This window comes from Peribacillus sp. ACCC06369, assembly GCF_030348945.1.
GTDB lineage: Bacteria > Bacillota > Bacilli > Bacillales > DSM-1321 > Peribacillus.
The window spans coordinates 1,848,432-1,861,684 of sequence record NZ_JAUCEN010000002.1 but is presented as its reverse complement, the minus strand read 5'-3'; the positions used below and the strand labels follow the sequence as shown (position 1 = coordinate 1,861,684).

The window sequence follows — 13,253 nt, the reverse complement described above, 5'->3', positions numbered from 1 at the left end:
TTTCGTCATTTACATTGTATCCCCTTGTAGAATATAAGTTTTGTGCTGAAATTAAAAAAGAGCACTTTGAAAATACCGATGCTCTTTAAATAGTAAAAAATAAAATTATTATTTATTATTTTCTGATTCTTATACCTTTTCATTGTGCTATCACAAATATAAAGGTGTATTTCCATTCCTGTTTAGTAATCTTTTTTTCACCAACCAAGCGCCTCCCATAATTCCTGCATCATTTCTTAACGTGGCATTGGCTAACTCCACTCCTTGCAATACTCTTGGAAAAGCAAAACGAGTAAATTGCTCTTTTAAAGGTACTAACAGTGCATCCCCTGCTTTGGAAACTCCTCCACCAATGATAATTTTCTCAGGATTTAAACCATTCGCAAGATGAGCTAATGCTAATACTAAATAAAGGGTAACTTTCCCAATCACTCTATTAGCTAATTCATCACCTCATTCGCTACTTCAAATACTAGCTCAGATGATAATATTTGATGTTCATTGTAAAAATCCCTCAGTCTACTTGGTGTCTCGGTAAAAGATAATTCTTCAATCGCTAAACGAACAATACCTGTGGCAGATGCTATGGTTTCAATACATCCCGTTTTCCCACAATTACAAGGTGCCCCATCCTCTACGAGAGAGGTAATATGCCCTATTTCGCCACCTGCCCCATTTATTCCATGTACAATTTGCCCATTGGAAATAATTCCACCACCAACGCCCGTTCCCAAGGTGATACATAATAAATCTTTTGACCCTTGTCCAGCACCTTTCCACATCTCCCCAATGGCTGCTGCATTTGCGTCATTATCAACTATGACTGGCAAAGATGTTCCCATTTCAAGTAGATCCTTCAAAGGAAAGTTATTCCACCCTAAGTTAACTGCGACATCAATAGAACCATTCCCCAAGTTAACAGGACCGGGTGCTCCAACCCCAATACCAATTAACTTCTGTTTTTCTTGCCCCAACTCACTTAATGTTTGATCTATTGATTTAGCCATCTCCTTAGGAATATTTTTCCCTTTTTCATTTATATTGGTAGGAATTTCCCATTTATATATAATCTCACCATTTTGATTGATAAATGCCATTTTAATAGTTGTACCGCCTATATCTGCACCCACTAACCATTTTTCATCCATCAATACTCACCCTTTTTCATTCAAGTTGGCAAGGAACTGTATGCCTTAACCTTACGGCAAGTTAAGATTAAATTCGTTAATCTTGTACTAGCTATCGACTATACAGCTTTACTTTTTTATATAGTAATTAAGAAGTTTAACTCCTATCTTTCCTTGTTCAATAGAAATTTTTCTAGAGCTACGATAGCCCTTTGTTCATCGTCTCCATCTGCATTAAATTTAAACTCCTTTGCTATGTCTAACTGTCAGGGCCATTCCCCCGATATTACTTTTCTCAACTACCTTTTTTCCTTTTTCACAATATTAATGTCACTGTTAAAAGATATTGCTTTTCCTACAAATTTCAGCACCAGATCGAGATTGGAGTCCATGACGAAGAAGTACGTCAATTTTTTTCTACCATTAATCCTCACTCTACCCTTACTAATTTATCTATATTTTTAATTGAAATTAAAAAACTTATTTCTCGTAGTTCATACATCTGTTATAAGACACCAGCTCCTCTTCTTTTATGTGTTTTCATAGGAAGTGGAATACGAGTCTCCGTTTTACTATCAAAGAAGTGTACCTTGTTCATGTCTATAGCTAATTTCATTTGTTGACCTGCTTTCACTTCTGTACGAGCATCCACGCGCGAAACAAAGTTCTGATCATTAATTTGTGAATAAACCATTATTTCAGCACCCATTAATTCTGCCACTTCCACTTTAATATTTATTGTTGTATTCGGTGAGGCATCAACGAAAATCAGCTCATCATGAAAATCTTCTGGACGTACACCTAAAATTATTTGTTCACCTATATATCCTTGCTCACGTAATCCTTTCATTTTTCCCTCTGGCACCTCAATACGTACCGGTCCGATATGGAAGATACCCTCTTTTAAGGTACCAGTAAAGAAGTTCATCGCAGGAGAACCAATGAACCCGCCAACAAATACATTTGCAGGTTCGTCATATACTTCTTTTGGTGCACCAACTTGTTGAACAATTCCATCTTTCATAACAACAAGACGAGTTGCCATGGTCATCGCTTCTGTTTGATCATGCGTTACATAAATTGTGGTGGTTTGTAAGCGTTGATGTAGTTTAGCAATTTCAGAACGCATTTGGACACGCAGTTTTGCATCCAAATTGGACAAAGGTTCATCCATTAAAAATACTTTTGCATCACGAACGATTGCACGACCTAAAGCAACACGTTGACGTTGCCCACCCGAAAGGGCCTTTGGTTTACGCTGTAAGTATTGCTCTAGACCAAGGATATGGGCAGCCTCTTGTACACGACGATCAATTTCCTCTTTCGCGAATTTACGTAATTTCAGACCGAATGCCATATTGTCATAGACGCTCATATGGGGATATAAAGCATAGTTTTGGAAGACCATTGCAATATCTCGGTCTTTTGGTGCCACGTCGTTGACACGTTTACCATCGATAAAAAAATCGCCTTTTGAAATCTCTTCAAGTCCTGCAATCATGCGAAGAGTAGTTGACTTACCACAACCAGATGGACCAACAAAGACAATAAATTCTTTATCTTCAATCTGAAGGTTAAAATCTTTCACTGCTGTTACGTTTTTATCGTAGATTTTATAAATATGATTTAAACTTAACTCGGCCATTGTTTTCTCCTTCTTGAATCAGATTTTTTAATTTGTAATAGACTAGAATTTTATGATAATTTGATTTTGAAAAAATATTGTGATATGGATCAAGTAGATTCATACCACAACGATCTTTCAATAAAATTAACTTGTTATGCCCACCACATCTGTGAAGGTGATTCCTCAATTAAAACCGTTTGTAAGTTTGTCACTGCACGTTCGAATCCCTCATCAATAGACATGATCGCATCTTCATGCTCGATACTTACCACATAATCATACCCGTATGTGCGTAGTGCACTCATCATATCTGACCATTCTTTTAAACTATGTCCACAACCAACTGAACGGAACGTCCATGCCCGCGAGCGAACTTCTCCATATGGTTGCATATCGGTTAACCCAAACATATTAATATTTTCTTGATCTAAATAAGTATCTTTGGCATGAAAATGATGAATGGCATTTTCTTTGGCTAAAATCTTAATGGCTGCCACTGGATCAATTCCTTGCCACCATAAGTGACTTGGATCTAAATTCGCTCCAATTGCATCACATGTTTGTTCTCGAAGTTTTAACAAGGTATAAGGTGTATGAACTAAAAATCCTCCGTGCAATTCTAATCCGATTTTCACGTTATTCTCTTTTGCATACTCTCCTACCTCTTTCCAATAAGGAATGAGCTTTTGTTCCCATTGCCAAGTTAAGATCTCACCATATTCATTTGGCCATGGAGTAACCGGCCAGTTTGGGTATTTAGCCCCCTCGTGATCACCAGCTGTTCCTGAAAAGCAGTTGACAACAGGTACATCAAGTAAAGAGGCCAGCTTAATCGTTTTACGTAAGGTTTCATTGGATTCTTTTGCAAACCCTTCTTCTGGTGAGATAGGATTTCCGTGACAACTAAATGCACTAATCGTCAATCCACGATCCGCTACTTTCTTTTTATAGCTTTCTCTCGCATTCGCATCTTCTAATAATTCATCTAACGGGCAATGATGGTTTCCTGGATAGCAGCCTGTCCCAATTTCCACGGTATGTAACCCAGCTGTTTGCACTTTATCTAGCATGTCTTCAAATGAATAGTTTGCAAATAGAACAGTAAATACACCCAATTTCACGTTGTTTTCCTCCTATAGGTCCCAAATTCTTAATATGGTAAGATATTTTTATAAAGCAGATTTTAAACTGCTGGCTCTTTTATCGCTAAAAAGGTACTTACAATTTGTTTGGTTTCATGAGATTCAATAGCGGCTAGAATAACAGATAGAGATTTTGCCCCTTCCTCTCCTGAAACGGCTGGCTCTTTATCCTCTACGATAGCATTTACGAATTGTTCAATCACATGTGAGTTGTCTTGGCCGCCCTCATCGTTTGATTGAATTTTGCCAAGCTCATAATTTGCAACCTCACCTGATGCGTATTGAACGATTAAGGAATACGTTGGATGATCTTCTAAACGAAGAATTCCTTTCTCACCGTAAATAATCGTGGAGTTATCTTCTTGACCCACGTACGCCCAACTAGATGCGAGCGTTCCAATAATTCCACTTTCTGTTTTTAACACACATACTGCGTTGTCATCGACATTAGCAAAATCTTTAGCGTTCGTTTGCACAAATGCACCTACTTCAACGATTTCTTCACCAAGAATGTAACGAAGTAAATCTGTTTTATGCACACCTAAATCTCCCATGGCTCCAATAAACGCTTCATTCTTTTTAAAGAACCAACTCTCTTTACCGTCAACACTCCATTGCTCAGGTCCTCCATGACCAAATGCGGTACGGAAGCTATATATTCTTCCAATTTCACCACATTCAATAAGCTGACGTGCTTTTTGATGGGATGAAACGAAGCGTTGATTGTGACCGATCATAAGTTTTTTGCCACTTTCTTTTGCTGCTTGAATCATAGCCTGAGCTTCTTCTTTTGACGTAGCCATTGGTTTTTCACACAATACATGAACGCCTTTGTTTAAAGCTGCGATTGATATGGGCGCATGCAAATAATTTGGTGTACAAACACTCACTGCATCTACCGTTTTGCTTGCGAGTAATTCTTCATAATTTTTATATACTTTTGCACCATACTGCTTGGAAATTTCAATGGCGCGCTGTTCATTTATATCACAAACTGCTACAATCTCTACTTCTTTATTCATTTTATATTCTGGTAAATGACGAAGTTGAGCGATACTTCCACAACCTATAATCCCTACTTTTACTGTTTTCATAATCAGTTTCCCCTTTAATATCCTTAATTTTTCACTGCAATTCGTTCCAGTGGTGTTGCATTTCCGTATATAGGACGTTTTCTGTCAACTGGGTGTGCCCATTTCACGCCATTTATAATGACACGTTGAATATCTTTATTGTGATATGTTGGATACGTTTCATGGCCTGGTCTAAAATAAAAGACTTTTCCATTGCCTCGTTTATATGTGCAACCACTGCGGAAAACTTCCCCACCTTCGAACCAACTCGTAAAGACTAATTCGTCTGGAGCCGGGATATCAAAATGTTCCCCGTACATTTCTTCGCGTTCTAGCTCGATATATTCTGAAATACCTTCAGTAATCGGATGACTAGGATCTGTTACCCAAAGACGCTCTTTTTCATCTGCTTCGCGCCATTTTAAATCACAACTTGTACCCATTAATGTTTTGAAAATTTTGGAGAAATGGCCTGAATGCAATACGATTAAGCCCATTCCATCTAATACACGCTGCTTTACCTTTTTAACAATTACATCGTCTACTTCATCGTGAGCTAAATGCCCCCACCAAATCAGCACATCTGTTTCTTCTAATACAGCATCTGTTAAACCGTGTTCGGGATCATCCAATGTAGCTGTTTTTGCATCAAATCCGCTTTCTTTTAAAAATGCTGCAATAGCACCATGAATACCTTCAGGGTAGACTTCTCTTACAACTGGATTTTTTTGTTCATGTCGATTTTCATTCCATACAGTTACTTTTACCATCATAAATACTCCCTCTCATTTTGATTTGATGTATTGAAATTATTATCCGTAAATCTCCAACTTCACAATACATAAGCTGTCGATTTGACTGCCCAACCGCTTTCTAATCTATTTGCTTTAGAGGTCTGCCTGCCAACCTATCACTCTATGGACTGCACTGAATTAAGTCGTTAAAAACAACGTAAACGTTTACGTTAATGGTACTGTAGTCTTCCTCATAGCGGATAACGGCTGTCAATGCCCGTGAGTTGTGGAACAGCCATTACATCACTTGAACAGAATACGGCTGTAAATGTTGGATAGTCCAAACTTGAACCACCCTTTCTATTCCACGTTGAAGTCCATAATACCCATATGTACTCATTTGAATGGTTACCGTAACACCAACATCATTTATAGCGTCCTTAAATCCATTTACACGAGGAATTGTCGAAATGACATCTCCTTTTGTTCCGGAAATCATCCCAACATCAATTCCTGTTAAAACTTCACTTGTTAATTGTTTCGATAATTTGTGAACCAGTAAGCAATATATCTAGTACAACAGCCTTAGCCTGATAACCAATCTCGTCAATCACTTTTCTGAATGCCAGAAACAGATAAAACTGGCTTTCTTTGCTGCATCAATAATTGTAATTTCCACCAACTTTCTACGTAAACGTTTTCCTAAAAACACACTAGCACATGTGTAAAACCTTTTCAACGATTTTTCAGATATTTTTGAATTTTATAAGATATTCTGTTACTGCAAAAAAAAGTGGTATCACCCCTTTATGGGTATATTTGTATAGTGTTTATGGAAAATGAGTGTCTAAGCTTGAAAAGCATGTACAGACAGAAAAATTACTATAAAAAAGGGAACTATTCTTGCACAAATAGCTACTTCAAATCAAAGGATAGAATGACTTATCTGGGGCTTAGATTCAAAGGTGAAAATTTTTTATTCGATTGATGATCAGTCCGGATAAACTATGCTTCTTCCTTCTTGAATAAAACCCGCGCCCGTTAGCTGAAAGAATGTTGTTTTACCTGTACAATTAGCATTAGCAATCTTTTAACTATCTCACGTGAACTTTCGGAAGTTTCGCTTACTTTTATCCACGAACTTCGGCTTTCTAAAGACACATCTTCTATCCTGGAGACTCTTCTTTTTATAGGCTGTGCTTCCTATGATTTCTTTCATTTCCCATCTCCAACGAGTCTTTTTCTCTCCCCTAAGATGGCAGAAATAGTCGCCTATTTTGTGTTGGTAATTTCGGTTTTCTGTGAATGTTTTTTTGATTTCGCTTATGTTAACCTCTCTTCACTCCAACTATTTGCAACTGTATATTTATCATTGTGTATGTGTGTAACATCACATCATATTATGTTTTCGTTTTCTATCTGGGGCATTTGTTTTCGAAAACCTTCATTTACATCTACATCCACCTCTATTAACCCTTTTTTCAAAATATATGCTTCATATATTTTTCATTCACATAATCGTGAAATTAACGGATTAAATGTTTACATATGAAACAAGTCGTTTGACGAAAGTTAGAATATTCAAATTTTGAAATAAATTGTATTGAAAACGCTTTATTTATATGTTAAGGTTTTTTAGAAAACGTTTACGTAGAAAGTTGGTGAAACATGTCGATTACCATTAAAGATGTAGCAAAGCAAGCAAATGTATCCGTTGCGACTGTTTCTCGTATTTTAAATAATTTGCCTGGCTACTCGGATGAAACACAACAACGAGTAAAAAAGGTAATCAAAGAACTTGGTTATCAACCTAATGCCGTTGCAAGAGGTTTAATTAATCGCAAAACAAAAACGATAGGTGTACTTGTTCCCAATGTTTCTGATTTATTTGCAAGTGAGGTTTTAGCCGGAATTGAGGAACAAGCTCATGAGTTTGGTTACAGTGTAATGATATGTAAAACCAATCATGATGGTAAACGAACGATCAACTACTTGCAGGCATTGTATGAAAAACGGGTGGATGGAATTATTATCGTCAGTGAATTTATCACGCTAGATTACTATAAAGCGATTGAAACAAACAATGTACCGGTTGTATTAGTGGCAACACAATCAGACTATCCCCTTCCCTTTATTAAAGTAGATGATTATCAAGCTGCTTACGATGCCACGACCTATTTAGTAGAAAAAGGGCATTCACATATTGGAATGATTGCAGGAACAAAAAGCGATATCATTTCGACAACTCCACGTGTAAAAGGCTTTACAGACGCATTAAATCACGTGGGAATAACAGTGACCAATGAAATGATCACGTATGGAGATTTTTCTTTCAAGAGTGGTATTAAGGGGATGGACGATTTATTGAAAAGTTACCCAAAAGTAAGAGCTGTATTTTGTGCAAGCGATGAAATGGCTGTAGGAGCCTTATCACTTTTATATAAAAAAGGAATTAGAGTACCGGAAAGTATATCCATTATAGGATACGATAATACAGCTACAGCTGAGAAGGCCATTCCCCCACTTACGACGGTAGCGCAGCCCTTATATAAGATGGGTAAAGATTCCATTCAACTTTTATTGGATCCATCTTTAAAAATAAACCAGCTTTATCCTCATCATATTGCTGAGCGTGATACAGTCCATTCATATAGCGAATAAAGGTTATGTTACAAGTTGGGGTGATTACACTATTATCACTCCAATTATAAAAGGCCTTACGTAAACGTTTACTATCATTGATGATTCCATTAGAGTAAACGTTTACTTATGCATAAAATAGACGAAATTTTCAGACGGGAGATACGTATATGAAGAATAAGTGGCGTTACCTCTGTACTACAGCATTTATAGCCAGTTTACTTACAGGATGTACTAATCAAACAACAGCTGATGAAAAAATCCATATTGAATTTTTTCAAAATAAGCCGGAAGCTGTTGCGACATTTGATCATTTAATTGAAAGGTTTGAAAAATTGCACCCCAATATTGATATTGAACAGAATAACGTTCCTGATTCCGAGACGGTATTACGGACGAGATTGGTGAAAGAAGATGTACCAGACCTTTTAGCGATCGGAGGCAATGCTACGTATGGCGATATTGCAGAAGAAGGATTATTTCATGATTTTTCAAGGGATTCAGCCATCAATAAAGTTATACCAGACTATGTTAATATGCTTAATTTATTAGGTAGAACGAATAATGAGGATAATGGAATTCCCTTTGCGACGAATGCAAATATGCTTTTATATAACAAGGATAAATTTAAAGAGTTAGGGTTACAAGTTCCCAAAACATGGGATGAGCTAATTAACGTTTCAAAACGGATTCAAAAACAAGGAGAATTACCTTTTTATTTTACGTATAAAGATGCTTGGACTGCAATGGTCTCATTTAATGCATTAGCAGGAAACTTGCAAGGTGACAACTTTATCCAGGATCGCAATTCCAATAAAACAACTTTTACAGAGCATTACAAGGAAACTTTAGTAAAAATGCTTACATTGCTCGATTATGGTCATAAGGATAATTTTGGCCGTGACTATAATGCAGGCAATCGGGCGTTTGCAAATGGTGAATCAGTTATGTATATCCAAGGAAGCTGGGCAATCTCATCAATTAAAGCAATTAACCCAAATATAAAACTCGGTTCCTTTCCCTTACCTGCATCCAATGATTCATCTCAAAACAAACTCGTATCAGGTGTAGATACTGTATTAACGATGTCAAAAGATACACCACATAAAAAAGAAGCGTTAATGTTTATTCATTTTTTATTAGAAAAGGAAAATTCACAGTATTACATTAAAGAACAAAACAGTTTTTCTGCAGTTAAAAATGTTTTACAAAATGATGAAGCTTTAAAAGAGTTAAACCCTTATTTTGTACAACAAAAAATCACTAGTTTTCCGGAACACTATTTCCCTGCTAGTATGCAAGCAGCCAATTTAGTACAGGATTTTCTAATTAAAGGAGAAGTCAAACCGTTCCTTTCAAAACTGGATGATGAGTGGAATAAAGTCAAAGCGAGAGAATAACAAGGGGGAAAAACGAGTGGTTAAACAATCCAAAGCCTATTACTGGATGGTGCTTCCAGCATTTTTAATATTTTTTGTATTTCATACAGTTCCAGTTTTTCAAGGAATGATTTATAGTTTTACAAATTATAAAGGGTATGGGGATTTTAATTTTGTTGGCTTAAAAAACTATGTGAATTTATTCCAAGACCAACGTATTTTGGCTTCCTATGGCTTTACATTTAAATTTGCCATTGTTTCCACTTTACTCGTAAATATCATTAGTTTGGCAATTGCCATAGGACTTAATGCAAAGATTAAATTTCAAAATACACTTAGAGCTGTGTTTTTCGTGCCGAATATTCTAAGCGTATTAATCGTTGGGTTTATCTTTAATTATTTATTTGCATTTTTTATCCCTCAAATTGCTGAAAAGTTGGGCATCACATCTTTAACACAAAATATTCTTGGTAACCCAGATTTAGCATGGGTTGGAATTGTGATTGTGGCTGTATGGCAAGCCGTTGCATTTAATACCATTCTCTATTTAGCAGGATTACAAACGATTCCAACTGAATTGTATGAAGCTGCTAGTTTAGATGGTGCGGGAAAATGGAAAAGTTTTAAACACATTACATTTCCACTTATTGCATCTTTCTTCACCATAAATATGGTGCTTGCGATGAAAAACTTTTTGATGGTATTTGACCATATTATTGCAATGACAAATGGAGGTCCAGGTCAATCCACGGAAGCCATTTCGGTATTGATATATAAAGGGGGCTTCTCAGGGGGGGAGTTCGCTTATCAGGCAGCAAATTCTGTGATCTACTTTATTTTAATTGTGGTTATATCAATCCTGCAAATTAAATTCCTTCAAAAACGTGAGGTGGATATGTAATGGAAAGTAAAAAAGTAAATTGGCCTATAACCATACTGCTAATTTTTTGCTCACTGGTTATCTTATTTCCCCTCTACCTAACAGTCGTGACAGCATTCAAGTCACCAGATGAAATGAGTAAATCCCTTTTGTCTCTGCCTCATACATTAAGATGGGAAAACTTCGCTGAAGCCATTCGCCTGACGAATTTTTTTCAATCTATTAAAAATAGCTTTATCGTTACAGTTTTTACAGTTGCTCTTACATTACTGACAAATTCGATGGTGGCTTATGCCATTGCACGGAATATGCATAGACGATTCTTTAAGTTGCTTTATTACTATTTTGTTAGTGCGATGTTTGTACCTTTTCCGATCATTATGTTGCCTGTTGTAAAGCAAACTAGCCTATTCGGATTAAATAATATGACAGGACTTATCTTTCTGTATATTGTATACGGTTTGGCTTTTAATATTTTTATTTATGTGGGCTATATACGTTCGATTCCCAAGTCATTAGAAGAAGCAGCTTATGTAGATGGAGCAAGTATTTGGACAGTATTTTGGAAAGTTATTTTTCCATTATTAAGCCCAATAAACGCAACAGTCGGAATTTTAACATGTTTGTGGGCATGGAATGATTTTATGTTACCACTTGTAATTTTAAGTGATCGTGATTCGATGACATTGCCGCTTGTTCAATATGTATTCCAGTCACAGTTTACAACAAATTATAACTTAGCATTTGCCTCCTATTTAATGGCACTCTCCCCTATGGTCCTTGTTTATATCATAGCTCAAAAATGGATTATTAGTGGTGTGACAAAAGGTGCTGTTAAATAAGGGGAATATGAGACTGATTAAGAAACAAATTAGAAGTGAAAGGAAGATGAAATTGGAGAAAAAATGGTGGAAAGAAAGTGTTGTTTATCAAATTTATCCTCGGAGTTTCATGGATAGTAATGGGGACGGAATTGGAGATTTACGTGGAATTATTTCAAAACTTGATTATTTAAATGAATTAGGAGTTAATGTCGTTTGGCTATCACCTGTTTTCAAATCTCCAAACGATGATAATGGCTATGATATTAGTGACTATCAAGACATTATGGATGAGTTTGGTACCCTGAATGACTGGGATGAACTTTTGGAAGGATTACATTCACGCAATATGAAATTAATGATGGATCTAGTTGTTAATCACTCATCAGATGAACATAAATGGTTCATTGAATCCCGATCATCAAAAGATGATCCGTACAGAGACTACTATATTTGGCGCCCCGGCAAAGATGGAAAAGAGCCAAACAATTGGACATCAGTTTTTAGTGGTCCAGCTTGGCAATATGATAAAGAAACAGATGAATACTATCTTCATCTGTTTAGCAAAAAACAGCCTGATTTAAATTGGGCAAACCCTACAGTAAGAAAAGAAATTCATGACATGATGATATGGTGGCTTGATAAGGGCATTGATGGTTTTCGAATGGATGTGATTAACCTCATTTCCAAAGCGGAAGGATTGCCCAGCACTCCAGGCGGAAAGCGATACGACTGGGGTGGCGATTTCTTTATGAATGGTCCTCGTGTGCATGAGTATCTACAAGAGATGAATCGTGAGGTACTTTCGAAATATGACATGATGACAGTCGGCGAATGTCCTGGGGCATCCGTTGAAGATGCCACTAAGTATGCGAATAGTGAAGGTACTGAACTAAATATGATTTTCACATTCGAACATATGGATTTAGACTCAGGACCAGGCGGAAAATGGGATGTAAAGCCTTTAAAGCTGGACGATCTTAAAGAATGCATGACAAAATGGCAGAAAGGATTGGAAGGAAAAGGATGGAATAGCCTTTATTTAAACAACCATGATCAACCAAGAATGGTCTCTCGCTTTGGCAATGATACATCTTACCGAGTAGAATCCGCAAAAATGCTTGGAACATTCCTTCATATGATGCAGGGAACGCCTTATATTTATCAAGGTGAGGAAATAGGTATGACAAATGTTAAATTTGGTCTTGATGATTATAAGGATATTGAGATTCTGAATATGTACCGTGAAAAAGTTATAGAGGGTCAAGAGGATAAAGCTAAAGTAATGGAATCCATTTATATTAAAGGCCGTGATAACGCTAGAACTCCTATGCAATGGGACGATAGTAAAAATGCTGGTTTTACAACAAGTACTCCTTGGTTAAAAGTAAACCCAAACTATAGAGAAATTAATGTGAAACAATCATTAGAAGACTCGAATTCTATCTTTTACTACTATCAAAAACTAATTAAGTTAAGAAAAAAATATGACGTAATTGTGTACGGTGCATATGATCTTATTTTAAAAGAAAATGAGCAAATTTATGCGTATATACGTACTTTAGATAACGAAACATTACTTGTTATTTGCAACTTTACAGGGGAAGCAGCCTACTTTGAATTACCAGAACACATTAGTTGTGAAGCTAGACAACTGCTAATCAATAACTACGCGGATCAAAACAGTGATGAAATTTCTTCTAATACATTAAAACCTTATGAAGCGCGCGTTTATCTCTCAAAGTAACGAAAAAAAGTAACCTCGATCGTTTTTGACTTTATGCAGAGTTCACCTTTTGATGAACCTATTCTTTTTAAGCATATGCATCG

At 36.4% G+C, this 13,253-nt stretch carries 10 protein-coding genes and 1 pseudogene; 5 read left to right on the top strand and 6 right to left on the bottom strand.

The window, feature by feature from the left end:
• Window positions 1-150 precede the first annotated feature (150 nt).
• The 6 genes and pseudogenes from QUF78_RS09945 to QUF78_RS09920 form a co-directional block, all read right to left on the bottom strand.
• A pseudogene (locus tag QUF78_RS09945) lies at window positions 151-1,148 on the bottom strand (ROK family glucokinase).
• A 484-nt stretch (window positions 1,149-1,632) separates the two neighbouring features.
• Window positions 1,633-2,772 carry an ABC transporter ATP-binding protein gene (locus QUF78_RS09940; protein ID WP_289324512.1) on the bottom strand — a complete coding sequence of 380 codons (1,140 nt, stop codon included), beginning with the start codon at window positions 2,770-2,772 and terminating at the stop codon, window positions 1,633-1,635.
• Between the two features lie 134 nt (window positions 2,773-2,906).
• Entirely contained in the window at window positions 2,907-3,875 is a 969-nt protein-coding gene (locus QUF78_RS09935; RefSeq protein WP_063234584.1) for a sugar phosphate isomerase/epimerase family protein, read from the bottom strand.
• Between the two features lie 62 nt (window positions 3,876-3,937).
• On the bottom strand, window positions 3,938-4,990 hold the full coding sequence (locus tag QUF78_RS09930; protein ID WP_289324511.1) for a Gfo/Idh/MocA family protein: 1,053 nt from the start codon (window positions 4,988-4,990) through the stop codon (window positions 3,938-3,940).
• Window positions 4,991-5,013: 23 nt separating this feature from the next.
• The gene (locus QUF78_RS09925) at window positions 5,014-5,739 is read right to left on the bottom strand and encodes a ThuA domain-containing protein (RefSeq protein WP_063234582.1); all 726 of its coding nucleotides are present in this window, start codon (window positions 5,737-5,739) and stop codon (window positions 5,014-5,016) included.
• 262 nt (window positions 5,740-6,001) lie between these two features.
• Entirely contained in the window at window positions 6,002-6,202 is a 201-nt protein-coding gene (locus QUF78_RS09920) for a hypothetical protein (protein ID WP_289324510.1), read from the bottom strand.
• A 1,169-nt stretch (window positions 6,203-7,371) separates the two neighbouring features.
• Here QUF78_RS09920 and QUF78_RS09915 point away from each other — a divergent pair.
• The 5 genes from QUF78_RS09915 (at window position 7,372) to QUF78_RS09895 (ending at window position 13,170) form a co-directional block, all read left to right on the top strand.
• Entirely contained in the window at window positions 7,372-8,364 is a 993-nt protein-coding gene (locus QUF78_RS09915; protein WP_289316957.1) for a LacI family DNA-binding transcriptional regulator, read from the top strand.
• A gap of 149 nt (window positions 8,365-8,513) precedes the next feature.
• Window positions 8,514-9,743, top strand: a complete 1,230-nt coding sequence (locus QUF78_RS09910) for an ABC transporter substrate-binding protein (RefSeq protein WP_289324509.1) — start codon at window positions 8,514-8,516, stop codon at window positions 9,741-9,743.
• Between the two features lie 46 nt (window positions 9,744-9,789).
• Window positions 9,790-10,623 carry a carbohydrate ABC transporter permease gene (locus QUF78_RS09905; RefSeq protein ID WP_230162282.1) on the top strand — a complete coding sequence of 278 codons (834 nt, stop codon included), beginning with the start codon at window positions 9,790-9,792 and terminating at the stop codon, window positions 10,621-10,623.
• Window positions 10,623-11,444, top strand: a complete 822-nt coding sequence (locus tag QUF78_RS09900) for a carbohydrate ABC transporter permease (protein ID WP_063234577.1) — start codon at window positions 10,623-10,625, stop codon at window positions 11,442-11,444. The genes QUF78_RS09905 and QUF78_RS09900 overlap by 1 nt, the downstream gene beginning before the upstream one ends.
• A 52-nt stretch (window positions 11,445-11,496) precedes the next feature.
• Window positions 11,497-13,170 (top strand): glycoside hydrolase family 13 protein, encoded by a 1,674-nt coding sequence (locus QUF78_RS09895; RefSeq protein WP_289316959.1) that lies wholly within the window; start codon window positions 11,497-11,499, stop codon window positions 13,168-13,170.
• Window positions 13,171-13,253: the final 83 nt, after the last annotated feature.

Coding starts and splice junctions, on each gene's coding strand:
- QUF78_RS09940 (WP_289324512.1), bottom strand. CDS start 2,772: ATGGCCGAGTTAAGTTTAAATCATATTTATAAAATCTACGATAAAAAC.
- QUF78_RS09930 (WP_289324511.1), bottom strand. CDS start 4,990: ATGAAAACAGTAAAAGTAGGGATTATAGGTTGTGGAAGTATCGCTCAA.
- QUF78_RS09925 (WP_063234582.1), bottom strand. CDS start 5,739: ATGGTAAAAGTAACTGTATGGAATGAAAATCGACATGAACAAAAAAAT.
- QUF78_RS09920 (WP_289324510.1), bottom strand. CDS start 6,202: ATGATTTCCGGAACAAAAGGAGATGTCATTTCGACAATTCCTCGTGTA.
- QUF78_RS09915 (WP_289316957.1), top strand. CDS start 7,372: ATGTCGATTACCATTAAAGATGTAGCAAAGCAAGCAAATGTATCCGTT.
- QUF78_RS09910 (WP_289324509.1), top strand. CDS start 8,514: ATGAAGAATAAGTGGCGTTACCTCTGTACTACAGCATTTATAGCCAGT.
- QUF78_RS09905 (WP_230162282.1), top strand. CDS start 9,790: ATGGTGCTTCCAGCATTTTTAATATTTTTTGTATTTCATACAGTTCCA.
- QUF78_RS09900 (WP_063234577.1), top strand. CDS start 10,623: ATGGAAAGTAAAAAAGTAAATTGGCCTATAACCATACTGCTAATTTTT.